The sequence below is a fragment of the Pseudomonas sp. S10E 269 genome, from assembly GCF_002798465.1.
Lineage (GTDB): Bacteria > Pseudomonadota > Gammaproteobacteria > Pseudomonadales > Pseudomonadaceae > Aquipseudomonas > Aquipseudomonas pergaminensis.
The window spans coordinates 3,418,470-3,437,292 of record NZ_PHIJ01000001.1; the positions used below are offsets into that span (position 1 = coordinate 3,418,470).

Consider the following 18,823-nt stretch of genomic DNA (forward strand, 5'->3'; position numbering starts at 1 on the left):
CCGTTGACCTTGACCTTGACCTTGACCTTGACCTTGATCCTGCTTTTGATCTCAGGCGCCCCGTCAAACACGCTGGCCGGAATTCGACAGGGATTTGGGGGGTAAACCGGCAGGGATGCCGGTTTAGCCGCCCCGCGCCATGGATGGCGCGGGGCGGCGGCCCCCCAAATACCTGTCGGATTACGGGCACACCGAGCCTAGGCGAGGTGCCGAGTGTTGGGGCAAGAGCGTTTTGCTTACTTTTGCGCTTTTCAAAAGTGAGCCGCCGTAAGGGCGGAACCAACAGCAGCCTTTACCTAAATAACGGATATGTACCCCGTAAGATCCAACATCCAGGTCGGCTGTCAGGCCGTCTTCGCAGGCAAGCCAGCTCCCACATTTTTGGATCGCGGGGTGACAGTTAGAGTATGGTCGGCTGTTAGGCCATCTTCGCAGGCAAGCCAGCTCCCACATTTGGATCGCGGGGCGACAGTTAGAGTGTGGTCGGCTGTCAGGCCGCCTTCGCAGGCAAGCCAGCTCCCACATTTGGATCGCGGGGCAGCAATTAGAGAGTGGTCGGCTGTTAGGCCGTCTTCGCAGGCAAGCCAGCTCCCACATTTTTGGATTGCGGGGCGACAGTTAGAGTGTGGTCGGCTGTCAGGCCGCCTTCGCAGGCAAGCCAGCTGCCACATTTGGATCGCGGGGCGACAGTTAGAGTGTGGTCGGCGTCAGGCCGTCTTCGCAGGCAAGCCAGCTCCCACATTTGGATCGCGGGGCGACAGTTAGAGTGTGGTCGGCTGTCAGGCCGCTTTCGCAGGCAAGCCAGCTGCCACATTTGGATCGCGGGGCGACAGTTAGAGTGTGGTCGGCTGTGAGGCCGTCTTCGCAGGCAAGCCAGCTGCCACATTTGGATCGCGGGGCAGCCGTTGGAGTGCGGCCGGCTGCCAGGCCACCTCTACCGCCTCAGGTATGCGAGTCTTCAATCACCTTCGGCACTGTAAAGCGAAACTCACTACCCCGGCCCACCTCACTCTCGGCAACAATCTTGCCGCCATGGGCCTGGACAATACCTTGCGTGATATACAACCCCAGCCCACTGCCGGTCGGGTTGTTTTCCGCCTGGGTCCAATACCGATCAAACACGTGCGGCAGTTGTTCCGGCGCAATACCCTCGCCGGAGTCACGCACCGAGAAGACAATCTCTTCGCCGTTGCTCATCGCACTGATGCCAATATTGCCCTGGCGCGGCGTGAACTTGATCGCGTTGCCGATCAGGTTCGACAGCACCTGGAACAGACGCTCGGGGTCGCCATTGATCTGCAGGCCAGGCTCGGCGTTGAACGACAGGTCGATGCCTTTCTCCATCGCCAGCGGTGCGAGCAGCGAGTACGCCTCTTCAAACATCTGGCTTACATCGAGCGCCACGGGCTTGACCACATAGCGTCCGGCCTCGATTTTCGAGGTGTCGAGCAAGTCTTCCAGCAGCACGTTCATACGCCCGGCGGCCTGTTGCATGGTGTCGATGGCCGAAGAAATCCGCCGCGAAGTGTGTGGGCCATCGGAACTGAAGGCCTTTTGCATCATGCCGCAAAGCATGGAGATCACGGTCATCGGGTTACGCAGGTCGTGGGACACCACCGCCACCAGCTCATCGCGGGCGCGCACGGCCTGTTGCTCGCGCAGCACCTGGCGGGCCAGGTCGTTTTCCAGCGCGGAGCGGCGCAGGTCGTTGGCGGCGAAGCGGTCGCCGTGGCTCCACTTGGTGGAGATGCCGGCCATTTCCACCTTCCAGATTTCAAACGAGGTGCGTGGGCGAAGGCTTAGGCCGGCGTCGGAGTTTTCCAGGTCCAGTGGCTTTTTCGGGTCGCCGCTCCAGTTGATGTTCTCTTTGACTTCCGGACGGAACCACAGCACGCCGTTATCCACAGGCTTGGGCAAGCTCATGGCCAACACGCCGCTGGCGACTTTCTGGAACTCGGCGGCCGGCGGGTAGACCGAGGCCAGGTTGTGGCTGGAAAAAACCGGCTCGCCGCCTTCCTGCAGCCACTTGTGCAGCGCACGGATCTGCGCCGGTTCCGGGCAGTTACCGTAGCGGTGCAATTGCTTGTCTTCGATGATCGCCACGCCGCCGGACAGGGTCAGGTCCATCAGCAATTGCGGTTGCTGGGCCAGGCCGTCGAACACGTTTTCTTCCGACGCCTTCATGGCCTTATCCAGGCGGGCCAGGGCCTCGACTTTCTCCTCGCGTTGACGGCTCAGGTCCAGTGCTTCCATGGCGCTGATCTGCAACGACAGCACCTGGCCGATGGTCTGGCAGGCCGTGCGCAGGTCATTCGGTACCAGCAGCGGTTCGCGGTTGCCGCAGCTGATCAGGCCCCAGAGTTTGTCGCCCTTCATCAGCGAGATGCTCATGGACGACAGCACGCCCATGTTCTGCATGTACTGGCAGTGAATCGGCGACACGCTGCGCAACGTGGCGAAGCTCAAGTCTAACGGTTGGCCGTTGTCCGGGCGCAGCTTGGGCAGCAGGGGCACCGGCTCATAGGCCGCATTCGGGATGATGCGCAGCCAGTTGGTGCGATACAGCTCACGGGCCTGCTCGGGGATGTCGGACGCAGGGAAGAACAGCCCGTTGAACAGTTCCATGGACGGCGCCGACGCTTCGGCGATCACCTGGCCATGGCCTTCGTCTTCGAAACGGTAAATGAGCACGCGGTCGTAGCCGGTCATGGCCTGGATTTCAGTCACGCTGATTTCGTACAGCGCTTGCAGGGTTTTCGCCGACTGCAAACGTTGCAGCATCTTGCCCAGGTCACTGGTGCGGCCGTTCAGTGCCCGTGGACGGAAGTCTTTCAGTCGCGGCTCGAATTCCAGCACCAGCACACCTTGATGGCGGTGCAGCAGGCCTTCGAACTCTGCGCCGTTAAACGTGACGTGCAACGGTGGGGCATCGAAAAACGTGTTGTGTTCGGCCATGGCGGCAACGGCCTTGGCGTGTTCGGCGCCTACCAGTACGTGCAGCGGCTGGCCCAGCAACGCCTCGGGCGCATGGCCGAACAGCATGCCGACGTTGGTGCTGACCTGGATGAACTTCAGGTCTGGCTCCGATAATGTAAGCAGCACACCGTGGGGTTGGATCGCCCCCGGAAAGCGGATTGGCTCGTCGGCGCAGTTGGCAAGCAGCTCTTCAAAATCTTCGGGTTTCATAGCAGTACCTCCTGGCCGTCGAGCCATTGCTCAAAGCAGCTGAATGTCGAACAGGCTGCAATCACCGCGCGCTGTTTGTCGTCAGCGTCGAGCGGTTGGCGGCCCAGATAGTCGAGAAAGTCTTTCCAGCGCCGCCCTGTCTCGGCGCCATACACGTCAAGAAACGCACCGCCGTTGTCGGCGTTCACACCAAGGCGCTGGGTCATTTCCCGGCGCAGCACCTGGCCACCCAAGGTCGCGCCTTCGAGCACATAGAGCGCACCGAGCAAGGCAGCGGGTGTATTCAGGACAGGCAGGTTGGCGCAGCGGGGCAGGGCGTTGATGGCGTGGTCATTCAGGCCGAGGGCGCGAAGGTCGTTCACCAGGGTGGGCGTTTTCACACGCAGCACCCGGTCGAAGCCTTCGGGGATCAAATCACATTCGTACAGGGCTGCTTCCATCGGCGCATAAAAGCCGTAATACGCTTGAAGCAAGCGTTGGTACCAGTCGGTATCCAGGCGCTCGGAAAAAAACGGCAAGCGCTTTTCCAACGCCACGTGCAGCAGGGCCGTGCCTGTGCGCAACGCTTCCAGCAATGAGGGCGCACCGACGTCATGGGCCTGTGAATGCATTCAATAAGCTCGAACTGTGGGCCTCTCGGCCATGAATGACGCGTGGAAATGGGCGACGATTCTACACAACTCATGGCCATCATCTGAACGCACAGGGCGAAAAGGCTGACCAGCGGATCAGAAAAGTCGCTCCTTGCTCCCAGTAATGACCTTAAATGGCACCACGAAGTTCGGTTTAAGTGATATCGCGACGCTATCAGTGCATGGACAAGCCTTGTTGGGTCAATGCCGTTTGTACGCACTCAATCAGATGCTCAGTGCTCCACGGCTTGGGCAAAAACCGCACCGAGCCGCCCAATTGCGCCGCCAGCTTGGTATTGCCTGAGGTCAGCACCACTGGCACCGTTGGCCAGCGATGGGCCACCACTTTGCTCAGGTCATAGCCATTGAGCAGGCCCGGCATCTGGATATCGCTGACAATCAGGTCGACTGGATCATCGGCCCGCTCCAAGTAAATCATCCCCTCATCTGCCGAAGGAAAAGACGTAACGACTGCACCGAAATCTTCCAGTACGTCCACCATTAACGCGCGAATGATTTCGTCGTCTTCCAGTACCAAAATCGATGGCTGAGCCATGATCCTTACTCCTCCATCAGGGATTCAGTAAGGTGGAGTGGAATGGGCTGGAATAGGTTCGATTAGATGTTTATAGGGGCGATGGATGGTCGTCCTGGAGCGCTTTCCAGAGCGTTTCCTTGAGCGACGCGGTGCAGCGGATCCAGGCATAATTGGCCCCTCCTTGCCCGATGCGGAGCCATCATGAAGTACGCATTACTCGCCCTCGTCCTGTTACTAAACACCCACTCAGCTATTGCCGCGGGCGATGCGGAGGCGGGCGGCAAGCTCTTCGCCAAGACCTGCGGCGGCTGTCACAGCATCGGTGAAGGCGCACGCGGTGGCTTCGGCCCGCAACTTAACGGCATCATCGGCCGGCCCGCCGGCACTACCACCGACTACCAGTATTCCGACGCAATGAAAAACTCCGGTGTGGTCTGGACCCGCGACAAACTCGCCGCCTATATCGAGGCACCAAAAAAAGTGGTGAGCGGCACGCGCATGATCTTCTGGGGCATCAGTGACCAGGAAAAAATTGAAAACATCCTGGCGTACCTCGAAACGTTCCAGCCCAAATAATCAATCGAGCACATTCCTGAACAGCTCAACCGTGCAGTCTCATGCAGTCCTCGCGCCAGTCCCTGCAGGCGCTGAAACTCCTTGGGGTGCTGCGCGGCGACGTCCTCTCGCGGACCATGGCGTTCCACAATCTGGTCACCAACGCCCTCAACGTTCCCCCAGTGGGCAGCGAAGCCATTTCCGCTGCGATACCGATCCAATGTGGGAGCTGTCGAGTCCCGGCGAGGCTGCGATGGGATCACCTCGGTAGGCCTACCTAGCCACGACACTTGCAGCGCTGCGCTCCTTTAGCCCCACGGGCCTTGGTTCCAGTGCGGAACAATCTGTTTAAACTCGGGTCCAGTTATCACTCTCACTACCGATAAGGACATCCCCATGAAACGCATCGCGCTGCTCTGCATCGCCCTCTCACTGGGCGCCTGCCAATCCAACCAACGCGATTCATCGCCCAGCCTGTTCAAGGACGGCGTCCAACTTCGCCAGAAAACCGTGGCCGTGGATGCAGAGCACGCCAAAGTCATCATGAAAGCCTACGGCGGCACCGCCCCCGTGGAATTCTCGATCCGCCGCGAAGGCGACCCTGACCAGCGCATGGAAACCCTCGGTACCGTGATGGACACTGGCGAAGGCCGCGTCTTCAACTGGATCGCAAAGCTCAACCAGACCGTTGCCAGTGCAGGGTTCAAGCGTTTTCCACAGCTGGAAATCCAAGCTGACCCTGGCAAGCAACTCACCGTCGCCAGCACGGCGAACAACCGGGGCAACGGGGTTTACTACAGCTGTGGGCCGGTGATGAGCACCTTCAGCCCGGAGAAGGCAAAGGTGTACCTGGTGGAGTTTCAGTTCAAGCTGGAGCCTTCGGCGTGTGCGCTGCAGGTGTTTGATATTACGGATCCGGGGAATCGTGTGTTGATTGGTGGGGCGGGGAGTGAGATGAAGGCGAGCTAAGTGGACGGACCAAACAAATGTGGATGCTGTGCTTGGAAGGACCTGAAGGTTTGATACTTCCAGCGCTCTGCGCCAGGGTCTTCATCGGTCGTGCTGACTTCGCCGAAGTACCAATGCTCTGACTCGAAGACGGTTCCGTCTTCGTCCTCGTGGATGAAGTGAAAGCCAACTTCGTGGAGGCCCGGCGGAACGACCAACCCCCATTCGCGGGCAAGGCTTCGGCCGATGATGCGTGTTTGGCGAAAGTACTCGTAGTCAAAGGGCTGGGTGTGGCCGAGAAGGCGGGCTTTGTCGGTGTAGACACAGACTCGGCTTGAGAACATGTCCGGGACCATGATACAGGCGACAATCCAGCACTCAGGGTCACCGTCTGATCGTGCTTCAACCAAGTGACCTGCAACCTTGATCATCTGTTGAGCGCAATGCGCCAGAATTTCCGGTGTGGTTTGATTGCCTTCAACAAGGTTTTCAATAACTGGGATTTTTAGGTTTATATAGTCGGGTCGCAGCGGTAACTCTTCGTAAAAACAGCCTTCGAAGCTTTCTGCCCAGCGGGTCAGAGCTCTGAGGTGCCTGGGGATGTTGCGGAGTTTTTTGTTTGTGAGTGACAGTCTGCGCATTAAGCTGAATTCTCGGAGTTTGTGTTATTCGTTTGCATCTTCGTAATCAAACGCGATGAAGTAGTCGCTTTCTAAAAGAGCAATTTCATGAGAAAAACGTGCCTGTATCAGTGGTAGCCACTCCCTCCGCAGCTCAAACATCCCGTTATTGACATCTTCGGCTGTCGACAATCCAAGCTCGGAAATCGCGGAGTAATCGTCTCCCATATCTGCCGAGTCCTCCGCGCCACGTAGCTGCTGTGTGGTTCTGTCGAACCATTCCAATCTCACTTTTAGTCCCATGTAGACCTCACAGGTATCTTCTGATATTTCGTTTTTTCTTCGGTCCTTTTAGTTGCTCGCCGGTAACGTGGCTGAACGCACCTAAATGGCTCCCATCACTTGCTAGATAAACTTCCAGCTCTCCATGTTGAGAGTCCCACTCATAGATTCTCCGGCCTTTTTCCTCAATCCAACGCTCTCTTAACCCGGCGCCTCCCTGTCTGGGAGTCATGGGTTTTGCTTTGATCAGGCCTGCAAAGCCAGTTATTTGTTCGGTATTAGGTGCCTTGTGGTACTTGTGATCCCCAGCCTTGACACTGACCACCACATACAGCGGCCGAACCCCCGATTCCACCGGGAACACCAGAATAAAATCCCGATACTCCGGGGGATAAATCGGGTTCACCAGAATCTGCGCAGCCTTCTCCGTCGGCGGATAAATCCAGATCACCGGCGCCTGCGGCGCAGCCTCCAAGGCTGGAATACCCAGCGTTTCACTTGGATCAACGGCGGGCGTCCAGATCAGCTCCACGCCCTCGTCCAAGTCCGCCACAAACTGATCGCCACGGCTTTGAAACTGCACCACATCAATCATCTGCCAATCGGCATGGTTACCCGTGTAAAACCCATACCCCTTGAGCGTTCCGTCCTCGCTTTGCTCAATATGCAACCGCATCTGCGACCGCGCCCGTTGCATCGAACGCAATTGCTCTTCGCTGTAGAGCGCGCTGTCACCCAGTTCCGACGGCCAGGCCAGCGCCACCAACCCCGTCAATAGACCACTGGCGACAGAACCGACGGCAGTGGCTGCCGACTCCAAAACCGCCGAACGCAACGCCAACTGCCCGAGGCCAGCGGGCAATGTGCTGCCGCTGATCTTGCGCAAGGCAACTGCGCCCCGGCTGTCCACCTCACGTCCACCCAGCAGGCTTACATGGGCGTACTCCTTGATGAGTTCCAACGGGACATACCCGGCTGGGTTGTAGTAATGGGTGATGCCGTCAGGCAGTTGGCAGGGCTTGATGAAAACGCAGCCGCAAGGTTTGGCTAGCGTGGGTACCGGGGCAGGGGATGGCTCGAAATAATCAATAGATGGCGAATACGGCAAACGCGATGGCGGCGGGGTCAGGATCCGTCGTTTGCGTAAGTCTTCTTCGGTGGGTGGGTAAAAGCGCTCTGACATGACGGGCTCACTTCCTTGTGTGAGGAGTGAGCCTACGAGAGGGGTGTCAGAACCTGATATCGGCTTTATTCGATGGTGATGGTGGGAAAAATCAGCAGGTTATTGGCGAACAGATTGATGGCGCTGGGACTGGCGTCATCGCTGGCAAGCCAGTGCCTACAAGGGCAGGTGTACATCCGTTGAATCAGCATTGCATGCACTAAGAAAGACCTCGAGACGCCAAGGTCTTTTTTTGCCCGCCGATCAGCCCAGCAGATGCTTGGAAATTAACCGTGAGATTTCCACAATCGACGTCTTCCCCGTGAACTCAAATTTCACCTTCCCCAACGACGAAAAGTAAATCTCCAACTCCGAATCCAGATCAAACGTCCCGGACGTCTCCACCGAATACGCCACGATGTTTTTATACGGCAGCGACGTGAAGTCCTTCTTGCTGCCGGTAATGCCCTGAACGTTCACCGCAATAATCCGCTTGGTGGTAAATACCACGCCGTCACGCATGGCCTTGTAGGCGTCGACCACTTCCTCACCGTCGAGCAGCAGGGCCGAGACGCGTTCGGCGTATTCGTTGTTTTGCTTGAGCTTGAAGAAGCCTTTGTTGTTGAAGTCGATCATGGGCCTGCCCTTGGGTGAGTGGTGCGGTGGGTGTATGACGTTTTGCTCGCGGATCTGTATCTAACGCGCGCATTTTGAACGCCCTACCATGGCATCCAAGCCTACAACGTTGGCCAAATGTTTCACGTCGACAGAGAAACGATCAAGGAGCCGAACAATGCCTGAAGTGTCCAGCTGGCTGGCCTATGCGCTGATCTCACTCGGCATGGTGCTCACGCCCGGGCCGAACATGATTTACCTCATCTCGCGGTCGATTTGCCAGGGGCGCACGGCCGGGCTGATTTCCCTGGGCGGCGTGGCGTTGGGTTTTTTGGTCTACATGGTGTGCGCGGCCTTGGGGATCACGGCCTTGGTCATGGCGGTGCCGTTTGCCTATGACGCGCTGCGCTTCGGCGGTGCGTTGTACCTGGCCTACATGGCTTGGCAGGCCATACGGCCGGGCGGGCGCTCGCCGTTCCAGGTGCGGGACTTGCCCAAGGACAGCCCGCGCAAGCTGTTCACCATGGGCCTGGTGACCAACCTACTCAACCCCAAGGTGGCGGTGATGTATTTGTCGTTGCTGCCGCAGTTCATCGTTCCGAACGGCCATGGCAGTGTGCTGGCGCAATCCCTGGTGCTGGGCTTTACGCAGATTTTTATCAGCGTGAGTGTCAACGCGATGATTGCCACGATGGCGGGTTCGATCGCGGTGTTTTTCGTCACCCGGCCGGGTTGGCAGGTGGTGCAGCGCTGGCTGATGGGGTCGGTGCTGATGGGGCTGGCGGTGCGGATGGCGGTGGAAGGGCGGCGGTAGGGCGCGCTTAAAGGATGGCTTTCAGGTAGTCCTTGAGTGCGTTGAGCGGGGCGTCGAGTGCTTCAAGTGTCGAGGCTTGGCGCACGTCCACCGCGAGCCGCTGTAACTCGCGACCTAGTACGGTATCGGCGCCGCCCAAGGATTCGAGTGCAAGCATCACACACTCATCAAGCTTCTGCTGAATCCCGGCCAGATCGCCTTTGCGTATCAGCAGCCCAAACACTTCACGGTCATACCCCTCCATCACCGGGTCATCGCGCAGAATCGGGCTCACGCCTTCGGTCTCATGCACCAGCTTGAGAGCAAAAAGCGCAACAGCTTCCAGCGTCAACTCCATGGTCCCGGCTCCTCAATTTCTGCGTTCGCCTGTGCCTACTCACTTTTTGACAGGCGAAAAAAAAGACCTTGAATTTCAAGGTCTTTTTTTAAGATGGTGCCCCGAGGGAGACTCGAACTCCCACTCCTTTCGAAAACGGATTTTGAATCCGCCGCGTCTACCAATTCCGCCATCAGGGCTCAATGGCGGCGAAGTATAGAGAGGTGATTACCGTTGGTCAATCACGTTTCATGGTCAATTTTGACTATTTCCGCTAGACTTCCCGGCCCTGCTAGACGACCCCCATCATGCGCGTTGCTGACTTTACTTTTGAGCTCCCTGATTCGCTGATCGCTCGCCACCCTTTGGCCGAGCGTCGCGCCAGTCGACTGCTGACCCTGGACGGGGTGAGCGGTGCCCTCGCACACCGTCAATTCACTGATTTGCTTGAGCATTTGCGCCCAGGCGATCTGATGGTGTTCAACAATACCCGGGTGATTCCGGCGCGGCTGTTTGGCCAGAAAGCTTCCGGCGGCAAGCTGGAAATTCTGGTGGAGCGGGTACTGGACAGCCATCGCGTGCTGGCCCATGTGCGCTCCAGCAAGTCGCCGAAAACGGGGTCGAGCATCCTGATCGATGGTGGTGGCGACGCCGAGATGGTGGCGCGCCATGATGCGCTGTTCGAGCTCAAGTTCGCCGAAGAGGTGTTGCCGTTGCTGGAGCGTGTCGGCCATATGCCGTTGCCTCCTTATATAGACCGCCCCGACGAAGACTCGGACCGCGAGCGCTATCAGACGGTGTACTCCCAGCGCTTGGGGGCCGTCGCTGCACCGACTGCCGGGCTGCATTTCGACCAGCCGCTGCTGGACGCGATTGCCGCCAAGGGCGTCGAGACTGCCTATGTGACTCTGCACGTGGGGGCCGGTACGTTCCAGCCGGTGCGTGTGGATAAGATCGAAGACCACCATATGCACAGCGAGTGGCTGGAAGTCAGCCAGGACGTCGTGGACGCGGTTCAAGCGTGCAAGGCACGCGGCGGGCGGGTGATCGCGGTGGGCACCACCAGCGTACGCTCGCTGGAGAGTGCGGCGCGTGATGGCGTGCTCAAGCCGTTCAGTGGCGACACCGATATCTTTATTTACCCAGGCCGGCCGTTCCATGTGGTTGATTGCCTGGTCACCAACTTCCATTTGCCGGAATCCACGCTGTTGATGCTGGTGTCGGCATTTGCCGGTTATCCCGAGACCATGGCCGCTTATCAAGCCGCCATCGACAATGGGTACCGTTTTTTCAGCTACGGTGATGCGATGTTTATCACCCGTAACCCGGCGCCACGCGGCCCAGAGGAACAACTATGAGTCGTATGTCGTTTGAATTGCTCGCCACCGACGGCAAAGCCCGTCGTGGTCGCCTGACCTTCCCGCGCGGCACCGTCGAGACCCCGGCGTTCATGCCCGTGGGTACCTACGGCACGGTCAAGGGCATGCTGCCGCGTGACATCGTCGCCACCGGCGCCGAGATCATCCTCGGCAACACCTTCCACCTGTGGCTGCGCCCAGGCACGGAAGTGATCAAGAAGCATGGCGACCTGCATGACTTCATGAAGTGGCAAGGCCCGATCCTGACCGACTCGGGTGGTTTCCAGGTGTTCAGCCTGGGCGCCATGCGCAAGATCAAGGAGGAGGGCGTGACCTTCGCCTCTCCGGTAGACGGTTCCAAAGTGTTCATGGGCCCGGAAGAGTCGATGCAGGTGCAGCGCGACCTGGGCTCCGACATCGTGATGATTTTCGACGAGTGCACGCCATACCCGGCTGATGAAGACGTCGCGCGCATCTCCATGGAGCTGTCCCTGCGTTGGGCCCAGCGTTCGAAGAACGCCCATGGCGACAACACGGCGGCGCTGTTCGGTATCGTCCAGGGCGGCATGCACGAAAGCCTGCGCAAACGCTCGCTGGAAGGCCTCGACAAGATCGGTTTTGACGGCCTGGCCATCGGCGGTTTGTCGGTGGGCGAGCCCAAGCACGAGATGATCAAGGTGCTGGATTACCTGCCAGGCCTGATGCCGGCTGACAAACCTCGTTACCTTATGGGCGTTGGCAAACCGGAAGATCTCGTAGAGGGTGTGCGCCGCGGTGTGGACATGTTCGATTGCGTGATGCCAACCCGTAATGCCCGCAATGGGCATCTGTTCATCGATACAGGCGTGCTGAAGATCCGTAACGCGTTCCATCGCCATGATGATTCGCCGCTGGATCCCACCTGTGATTGCTACACCTGCCAGAACTTCTCCCGTGCTTATCTGCACCATCTGGACAAGTGTGGGGAAATGCTGGGTAGCATGTTGAATACCATCCACAATTTGCGTCACTACCAAGTCCTGATGGCTGGTTTGCGCGAGGCTATTCAACAGGGTACATTGGCCGCCTTCGTCGATGCCTTCTATGCCAAGCGCGGGCTCCCTGTGCCGCCCTTGGACTGAGTTTTCCGACCCTAAGATTCACTATTTGCAACTGGAGTGCTAAATGAGCTTTTTTATCTCTAACGCCATGGCTGACGCCGCTGCGCCTGCCGCTGCCGGTCCTATGGGCGGTGGTTTCGAGTGGATTTTCCTGGTCGGCTTCCTGGTCATCTTCTACCTGATGATCTGGCGTCCACAGGCCAAGCGCGCCAAAGAGCAGAAGAACCTGCTCGGCAGCCTGCAAAAAGGTGACGAAGTTGTGACCACCGGCGGCATCGCTGGCAAGATCACCAAGGTTTCCGACGCTTTCGTGGTACTGGAAGTCTCCGACACCGTAGAAATGAAGTTCCAGAAGGGCGCCATCGCCGCCACGCTGCCAAAAGGCACGCTCAAAGCGATCTAAGTAACAACCTTTACCAATCGACGGGGCGCGCAAGGCGCCCCGCGTTATAAGCGGGCGGCGTGATGCTGAACAAATACCCTCTGTGGAAATACGTACTGATCCTGGCGGTGCTGGCGATCGGTTTTATTTATTCCGCTCCCAATCTCTATCCTGATGACCCGGCGATCCAGATCACGGGCGCCAGCACTTCGCTGCAGGTCAATCAGGCTGATCTGGAACGCGCGAGCAAAGCGCTCAATGACGCGGGTATCCAGGTCAAGGCGGCAACGTTGGCGGCTGATGCGAAAGGCGGCTTGCTGCGCCTGACCAAGGCAGAAGACCAATTGCCGGCCAAAGATGTCGTGCGCAAGGCCATGGGTGACGACTATGTGGTCGCACTCAACCTGGCACAGACCACGCCAGCCTGGCTGCGCAAGATCGGCGCGCACCCGATGAAGCTGGGCCTGGACTTGTCCGGTGGTGTGCACTTCCTGCTGGAAGTCGACATGGACAAAGCCCTCGACGCCCGCCTGAAGGTCTACGAAGGCGACGTGAAGAGCCTGCTGCGTAAAGAGCGCCTGCGTTATCGCAGCCTGCCGCAGCTCAACGGTGCCATCCAGCTGGGCTTCTCTGACGAAGCGTCCCGCGAACAGGCCCGTGCACTGATCCGCAAGAACTTCAACGATTTCGACATTGTACCGGTTGACCTCAATGGCCAGGCTGTACTGCGTCTGGCGATGACCCCGGCCAAGCTGGCGGAAATCCGCGAATACTCCATCAAGCAGAACTTGACCACGGTACGTAACCGCGTCAACGAGCTGGGTGTGGCCGAGCCGATCGTTCAGCGCCAGGGCGCCAACCGCATCGTGGTTGAGCTGCCGGGCGTGCAGGACACTGCTGAAGCCAAGCGTATCCTGGGCAAGACCGCCAACCTGGAATTCCGCCTGGCGGCTGAGCCGGGTGCTACCCGCGCGACTGCCGAAGAGTTCGAGTTCCGCGAAGGCAACCGTCCTCCAGCGTTGATCGAGCGTGGCTTGATCATCACCGGTGACCAGGTGACTGATGCCAAGGCCGGTTTCGGCGAGCACGGTTCCCCTGAAGTGAACATCCGCCTGGATGGCCATGGTGGCGAACTGATGAGCCGCGCCACGCGCAGCAACGTCGGTCGCAGCATGGCGGTGATCTTTATCGAGCAGCGCCCGATCACCACCTACACCAAGCAGATGGTCAACGGCGTCGAAAAAGACGTACCGGTCCAGACCTTCAAGGAAGAGAAGAAGATCATCAGCCTGGCGACCATCCAGTCGCCGCTGGGTGCCCAGTTCCGTATCACTGGCCTGAACGGCCAGGGCGAGTCCTCGGAACTGGCCCTGCTGCTGCGTGCCGGTGGCCTGGCTGCACCGATGTACTTCGCTGAAGAGCGTACCATCGGCCCGAGCCTGGGTGCCGACAACATCACCAAGGGTATCGACGCGGCCTTGTGGGGCATGCTGTTCGTGTCGCTGTTCATCATCGCCATCTACCGCTTCTTCGGCATCATCGCCACCGTGGCCCTGGCGGGCAACATGGTGATGCTGCTGGCCTTGATGTCGCTGCTGGGCGCTACACTGACCCTGCCAGGTATCGCCGGTATCGTACTCACCATGGGTATGGCGGTAGACGCCAACGTTCTGATCTTCTCGCGGATCCGTGAAGAGATCGCGGCGGGCATGACCGTACAGCGTGCAATCAATGAAGGCTTCGGCCGGGCATTTACCGCGATTCTCGACTCCAACCTGACCACCTTGCTGGTCGGCGGGATTCTCTTTGCCATGGGCACCGGCCCAGTCAAAGGTTTTGCGGTGACCATGTCCCTCGGTATCTTTACCTCGATGTTCACGGCCATCATGGTGACCCGCGCAATGGTCAACCTGATCTTTGGCGGACGTGACTTCAAGAAGTTGTGGATTTAAGGGGCTGCCATGTTACGTACAATCAACTTCATGGGCGTTCGCAATGTTGCGTTCGGCGTCACCGTGCTCCTTACCGTTCTGGCGTTGTTCAGCTGGTTCCATAAGGGCCTGAACTACGGTCTGGACTTCACCGGCGGTACGCTCATCGAGCTGACCTACGAGAAGCCCGCCGACGTTACCCTGGTGCGCAACGAGCTGGTCAAGGCCGGCTATCACGAAGCCATCGTGCAGAGCTTCGGTGCAACTACCGACCTGCTGGTGCGCATGCCGGGCGAAGACCCGCAACTGGGTCACCAGGTGGCCGAGGCCTTGCAGAAGGTCGGCGGCGACAACCCGGCGTCGGTCAAGCGCGTCGAGTTCGTGGGCCCACAGGTCGGTGAAGAACTGCGCGACCAGGGCGGCCTCGGCATGCTGATGGCGCTGGTCGGCATCATGATCTACCTGGCGTTCCGCTTTCAGTGGAAGTTCGGTGTCGGCGCCATTGTGTCGCTGATCCACGACGTGATCGTGACCGTGGGCATCCTGGCGTACTTCCAGATCACCTTCGACCTGACGGTGTTGGCAGCGGTGCTGGCGATCATCGGTTACTCGCTCAACGACACCATCGTGGTATTCGACCGGGTTCGTGAGAACTTCCGTGTACTGCGCAAGGCGTCGCTGATCGAGAACATCAACGTTTCGACCACCCAGACCCTGCTGCGGACCATGGCGACGTCGATCTCCACCTTGCTGGCGATTGCGGCACTGATGATCTTCGGTGGCGACAACCTGTGGGGCTTCTCCCTGGCGCTGTTCATCGGCGTACTGGCGGGTACCTACTCGTCGATCTACATCGCCAACGTGGTGCTGATCTGGCTGAACCTCAACAGCGAAGACCTGATCCCTCCGGCTGCTACTGGCAAGGAGGTCGACGACCGCCCTTGAGGGGTGTTTGTCGATCCGCTGTTACAAGAAAGGCGCGAGTATTGAACTCGCGCCTTTTTTTTTGCTCCAAGGCTGGGTATAGCGCGGACGTTTCAGTCCGCTTGTGATGGTCAGGAGGTTCAACGTGAACAAGTCGTTACTGGTTGGTGCGGTATTGGGTGCTGTCGGTGTGACTGCCGGGGGTGCTGTTGCCACCTACAGCCTGGTAAAAAGCGGCCCTGAGTATGCGCAAGTGCTGGCGGTGCAGCCGGTGAAAACCCAGATTAAAACGCCTCGCGAGGTCTGCAAGGATGTCGCCGTGACCCGGCAGAAGCCGGTTCAGGATCAACATCAGATCGTCGGTACCGTCGTGGGTGCCCTGGCTGGTGGCCTGCTGGGCAACCAGGTCGGTGGCGGTAATGGCAAGAAGCTGGCTACCGTAGCCGGCGCGGTCGGTGGCGGTTATGCCGGTAACAAGGTTCAGGAAGGTATGCAGAACCGCGATACCTACACCACGACGCAAACCCGTTGTAACACCGTCAACGACATCAGCGACAAGGTGGTTGGGTATGACGTGCGTTACAACCTGGATGGCAAGGAAGGTACCGTGCGTATGGAGCGTGACCCTGGCAGCCAGATTCCAGTCGACAAAGAGGGTCGTCTGATCCTGGGTCAGAACCAGCAGTAACCGGTTCTACAGGCATAAAAAAAGCACCCCTCGGGGTGCTTTTTTGTGCTCGCTCGCTTAGCGCTTCAGCGAGGCCGGCAGGTGCGGCTGGATCGCCGTCAATACTGCCTTGAAGCATTTGGTGTTGCCGGCAACCACGTGGCCTTTCTCAAGGAAATCGTGACCGCCCGTGAAGTCGCTCACCAGGCCGCCCGCTTCCTGGATCAGCAGCGCGCCTGCAGCCATGTCCCACTCGGACAGGCCCGACTCCCAGAACGCATCGAAACGACCAGCAGCCACATAAGCCAGGTCCAGGCTCGCTGCGCCGGCGCGACGGATGCCAGCGGTCTGGCCAACCAGGGCGCGGAACATGCCCAGGTAGTTTTCCAGGTTGTCCATCTGGTCGTCACGGAACGGGAAGCCGGTACCCAGCAGGGCGCCGTCCAGGCTGGTGCGACCGCTGACACGCAGGCGGCGACCGTTCAGTTGGGCGCCACGGCCACGGCTGGCGGTGAATTCTTCCTGGCGCACTGGGTCCAGGACAACGGCGTGTTCCAGGCGGCCACGGTATTTGCACGCGATGCTCACGGCGAAGTGCGGGATGCCGCGCAGGAAGTTGGTGGTGCCATCCAGTGGGTCGATGATCCACAGGTAGTCTTCGCCTTCGCCGCTACCTTTGTGCAGGCCGGTTTCTTCGCCGAGGATGCCGTGGGTAGGGTAGGCCTTGCGCAGAGCGTCGATGATTTTCTGTTCGGCGGCGCGATCCACCTCGGATACGTAATCCTTGGCGTCTTTTTCGTCGACCTTGATGGTATCCAGGCGCTCGATGGAGCGGAAGATCAATTCACTGGCGCTGCGGGCGGCGCGCAGCGCGATATTCAGCATGGGCTGCATGGATGTGTCACCTAAGGTTGTTAAAGAAAGCCGAGCATTCTAGCAGAAACTTTCTTCAGGTGAAGGACGACGTTAGCTTTCATGGCATAACCTTAGGCTGTTCTGTAAGATTTGCTCCCCTTTCCCGTGTCCGAGAGCGCCTCCCTTGCTGCAAAACATTCGTGTCGTCTTGGTCAATACCAGTCATCCCGGCAATATCGGCGGGGTGGCGCGAGCCATGAAAAACATGGGGCTGACGCGCCTGGTGCTGGTCGAACCGCGTGTGTTCCCGCACCACGAGGCTGATGCCCGTGCGTCCGGCGCCAATGACATCCTGGAAAAAGCCCAGGTTGTCGCCACCCTGGAAGACGCCCTGGTCGGCTGCAACCTGGTGCTCGGCACCAGCGCCCGCGACCGCCGTATCCCCTGGCCACTGCTGGACCCGCGTGAGTGCGGCACCAAAGTGGTGGAGGAGGCCGCCGGTGGCGCTGAAATCGCCTTGGTCTTTGGCCGTGAAGACTCCGGCCTCACCAATGAAGAGCTGCAGCGATGTCATTACCACGTGCACATCCCATCAGACCCTGAGTTCAGCTCACTGAACCTCGGGGCCGCGGTGCAGGTGTTGAGTTATGAGGTGCGCATGGCCTGGCTGGCCGCTGAGGGTCAGCCGAGCAAGGTAGAAAAGGATGAAGTGGCGTCGACCAAAAGTGGCGAGTTGGCCACCATGGACGAGCTGGAGCGGTTCTATGAGCACCTGGAGCAAACCCTGGTGGCCATCGAATTCCTCGATCCGGAAAAACCACGGCACTTGATGGCGCGCCTGCGTCGCCTTTACGGACGCAGCTCGGTCAGCCGGGCAGAAATGAATATATTGCGTGGCATCCTCACGGAAACCCAGAAAGCGGCCCGTGGCGAGCTTCTTAAGCGGAAGGATTAAAAATGTTCGAGCGTTTGCGAGAAGATATCCAGAGTGTTTTCCATCGTGATCCGGCGGCGCGCAACGCCTTTGAAGTGCTGACCTGCTACCCGGGCATGCACGCCATCTGGATCCACCGCCTATCCGGCGCCTTGTGGGGCATGGGCTGGAAATGGCTGGCGCGGTTGGTGTCGAACTTTGGGCGCTGGTTGACCGGGATCGAGATTCATCCGGGCGCCAAGGTCGGTCGTCGCTTCTTTATCGACCATGGCATGGGCATCGTGATTGGCGAGACCGCCGAGATCGGCGATGACGTGACGCTCTATCAGGGCGTGACCTTGGGTGGTACCAGCTGGAACAAAGGCAAGCGCCACCCGACACTGGAGAATGGCGTGGTGGTAGGGGCGGGCGCCAAGGTGCTCGGCCCATTCACCGTCGGCGCAGGTGCCAAGGTGGGCTCCAATGCCGTGGTGACCAAGGCTGTGCCGCCTGGCGCAACGGTGGTCGGTATCCCTGGTCGAATCATCGTCAAGCCGGAAGTCGGCGACGAGCAGGAGGCCAAGCGCAAGGCCATGGCCGAGAAGATCGGCTTTGATGCCTACGGTGTCAGCGAAGACATGCCTGACCCCGTGGCGCGCGCCATTGGCCAGTTGCTCGACCACCTGCAAGCGGTCGACGGCAAGCTGGAGGGTATGTGCGGTGCGCTGAAGGATCTGGGTAGCCCTTACTGCGCCAAAGATCTGCCCGAATTGCGCGAAGAGGATTTTGCCGAGATCAAAGACGAAACCGCCACCACCAAGGCGGGCTGAACGCGGTCCCCTGTGGGAGCTGGCTTGCCTGCGATAGCGGTATGCCAGCCACCCCATGTGGTGCTGATCCACCGCTATCGCAGGCAAGCCAGCTCCCACAATTAATCTCCATTGGTCTCACCATCTCCGCCCCTGCCTGATGCCGCTGTTCGTCCCCACCCCATCCTGCTATGATTCGCGCGCCCTTTTTACGGG

At 59.2% G+C, this 18,823-nt stretch carries 20 protein-coding genes, 1 tRNA gene and 1 pseudogene; 11 read left to right on the forward strand and 11 right to left on the reverse strand.

Annotated features, from left to right (window positions below):
- Positions 1–942: 942 nt before the first annotated feature.
- From CWC48_RS15865 to CWC48_RS15875, 3 genes are all read right to left on the reverse strand, one after another.
- Entirely contained in the window at positions 943–3,186 is a 2,244-nt protein-coding gene (locus tag CWC48_RS15865) for an ATP-binding protein (RefSeq protein ID WP_100492177.1), read from the reverse strand.
- Positions 3,183–3,797, reverse strand: coding sequence for a biliverdin-producing heme oxygenase (locus tag CWC48_RS15870; RefSeq protein ID WP_099494221.1), 615 nt, complete (start codon positions 3,795–3,797; stop codon positions 3,183–3,185). The genes CWC48_RS15865 and CWC48_RS15870 overlap by 4 nt, the downstream gene beginning before the upstream one ends.
- Positions 3,798–3,993: 196 nt before the next feature.
- Entirely contained in the window at positions 3,994–4,374 is a 381-nt protein-coding gene (locus tag CWC48_RS15875; RefSeq protein ID WP_078050116.1) for a response regulator, read from the reverse strand.
- Between the two features lie 183 nt (positions 4,375–4,557).
- Between CWC48_RS15875 and CWC48_RS15880 the strand changes: the two genes are divergently transcribed.
- Complete coding sequence (locus CWC48_RS15880; RefSeq protein ID WP_078050115.1) at positions 4,558–4,932, forward strand: cytochrome c family protein; 375 nt, start codon at positions 4,558–4,560, stop codon at positions 4,930–4,932.
- On the opposite strand, the pseudogene CWC48_RS30875 reads toward CWC48_RS15880, so the two are convergent.
- A pseudogene (locus tag CWC48_RS30875) lies at positions 4,933–5,045 on the reverse strand (sulfatase); the annotation flags it as partial.
- 262 nt (positions 5,046–5,307) lie between these two features.
- Between CWC48_RS30875 and CWC48_RS15885 the strand changes: the two are divergent.
- Entirely contained in the window at positions 5,308–5,880 is a 573-nt protein-coding gene (locus CWC48_RS15885; RefSeq protein WP_078050114.1) for a hypothetical protein, read from the forward strand.
- On the opposite strand, the gene CWC48_RS15890 is transcribed toward CWC48_RS15885, so the two are convergent.
- From CWC48_RS15890 to CWC48_RS15905, 4 genes are all read right to left on the reverse strand, one after another.
- Entirely contained in the window at positions 5,877–6,500 is a 624-nt protein-coding gene (locus CWC48_RS15890) for a DUF3916 domain-containing protein (RefSeq protein WP_100492178.1), read from the reverse strand. The two genes, CWC48_RS15885 and CWC48_RS15890, sit on opposite strands and share 4 nt — an antisense overlap.
- A 24-nt stretch (positions 6,501–6,524) precedes the next feature.
- Positions 6,525–6,782 (reverse strand): colicin E3-like toxin immunity protein, encoded by a 258-nt coding sequence (locus CWC48_RS15895; RefSeq protein ID WP_025858514.1) that lies wholly within the window; start codon positions 6,780–6,782, stop codon positions 6,525–6,527.
- Between the two features lie 7 nt (positions 6,783–6,789).
- Entirely contained in the window at positions 6,790–7,944 is a 1,155-nt protein-coding gene (locus CWC48_RS15900) for an S-type pyocin domain-containing protein (protein ID WP_078050112.1), read from the reverse strand.
- Positions 7,945–8,187: 243 nt separating this feature from the next.
- Positions 8,188–8,559 carry a PH domain-containing protein gene (locus tag CWC48_RS15905; RefSeq protein WP_098467339.1) on the reverse strand — a complete coding sequence of 124 codons (372 nt, stop codon included), beginning with the start codon at positions 8,557–8,559 and terminating at the stop codon, positions 8,188–8,190.
- Positions 8,560–8,716: 157 nt separating this feature from the next.
- Between CWC48_RS15905 and CWC48_RS15910 the strand changes: the two genes are divergently transcribed.
- Positions 8,717–9,352 carry a LysE family translocator gene (locus CWC48_RS15910; protein WP_100492179.1) on the forward strand — a complete coding sequence of 212 codons (636 nt, stop codon included), beginning with the start codon at positions 8,717–8,719 and terminating at the stop codon, positions 9,350–9,352.
- A 7-nt stretch (positions 9,353–9,359) separates the two neighbouring features.
- On the opposite strand, the gene CWC48_RS15915 is transcribed toward CWC48_RS15910, so the two are convergent.
- Together CWC48_RS15915 and CWC48_RS15920 are read right to left on the reverse strand one after the other, a co-directional pair.
- On the reverse strand, positions 9,360–9,689 hold the full coding sequence (locus tag CWC48_RS15915) for a hypothetical protein (RefSeq protein WP_078050110.1): 330 nt from the start codon (positions 9,687–9,689) through the stop codon (positions 9,360–9,362).
- Between the two features lie 94 nt (positions 9,690–9,783).
- A tRNA-Leu gene (locus CWC48_RS15920) sits at positions 9,784–9,868 on the reverse strand.
- A 108-nt stretch (positions 9,869–9,976) separates the two neighbouring features.
- Between CWC48_RS15920 and queA the strand changes: the two genes are divergently transcribed.
- The 6 genes from queA (at position 9,977) to CWC48_RS15950 (ending at position 16,051) form a co-directional block, all read left to right on the forward strand.
- Entirely contained in the window at positions 9,977–11,026 is a 1,050-nt protein-coding gene (queA, locus tag CWC48_RS15925) for a tRNA preQ1(34) S-adenosylmethionine ribosyltransferase-isomerase QueA (protein ID WP_100492180.1), read from the forward strand.
- Between the two features lie 5 nt (positions 11,027–11,031).
- Positions 11,032–12,147 carry a tRNA guanosine(34) transglycosylase Tgt gene (gene tgt, locus CWC48_RS15930; protein ID WP_003175976.1) on the forward strand — a complete coding sequence of 372 codons (1,116 nt, stop codon included), beginning with the start codon at positions 11,032–11,034 and terminating at the stop codon, positions 12,145–12,147.
- A 43-nt stretch (positions 12,148–12,190) separates the two neighbouring features.
- The gene (gene yajC / locus CWC48_RS15935; protein WP_003175975.1) at positions 12,191–12,529 is read left to right on the forward strand and encodes a preprotein translocase subunit YajC; all 339 of its coding nucleotides are present in this window, start codon (positions 12,191–12,193) and stop codon (positions 12,527–12,529) included.
- A 62-nt stretch (positions 12,530–12,591) separates the two neighbouring features.
- On the forward strand, positions 12,592–14,460 hold the full coding sequence (gene secD / locus CWC48_RS15940) for a protein translocase subunit SecD (RefSeq protein ID WP_100492181.1): 1,869 nt from the start codon (positions 12,592–12,594) through the stop codon (positions 14,458–14,460).
- 9 nt (positions 14,461–14,469) lie between these two features.
- Positions 14,470–15,384: a protein translocase subunit SecF gene (gene secF / locus CWC48_RS15945; RefSeq protein ID WP_065908613.1), complete on the forward strand. Its 915-nt coding sequence runs from the start codon at positions 14,470–14,472 to the stop codon at positions 15,382–15,384.
- A gap of 124 nt (positions 15,385–15,508) precedes the next feature.
- The gene (locus CWC48_RS15950; protein ID WP_025858533.1) at positions 15,509–16,051 is read left to right on the forward strand and encodes a glycine zipper 2TM domain-containing protein; all 543 of its coding nucleotides are present in this window, start codon (positions 15,509–15,511) and stop codon (positions 16,049–16,051) included.
- Positions 16,052–16,108: 57 nt separating this feature from the next.
- On the opposite strand, the gene suhB is transcribed toward CWC48_RS15950, so the two are convergent.
- Entirely contained in the window at positions 16,109–16,924 is an 816-nt protein-coding gene (suhB, locus tag CWC48_RS15955; protein ID WP_003175971.1) for an inositol-phosphate phosphatase, read from the reverse strand.
- 145 nt (positions 16,925–17,069) lie between these two features.
- Between suhB and trmJ the strand changes: the two genes are divergently transcribed.
- The gene (gene trmJ / locus CWC48_RS15960) at positions 17,070–17,840 is read left to right on the forward strand and encodes a tRNA (cytosine(32)/uridine(32)-2'-O)-methyltransferase TrmJ (protein WP_003210307.1); all 771 of its coding nucleotides are present in this window, start codon (positions 17,070–17,072) and stop codon (positions 17,838–17,840) included.
- Between the two features lie 2 nt (positions 17,841–17,842).
- Positions 17,843–18,628, forward strand: coding sequence for a serine O-acetyltransferase (gene cysE, locus CWC48_RS15965; RefSeq protein WP_078050107.1), 786 nt, complete (start codon positions 17,843–17,845; stop codon positions 18,626–18,628).
- Positions 18,629–18,823 lie beyond the last annotated feature (195 nt).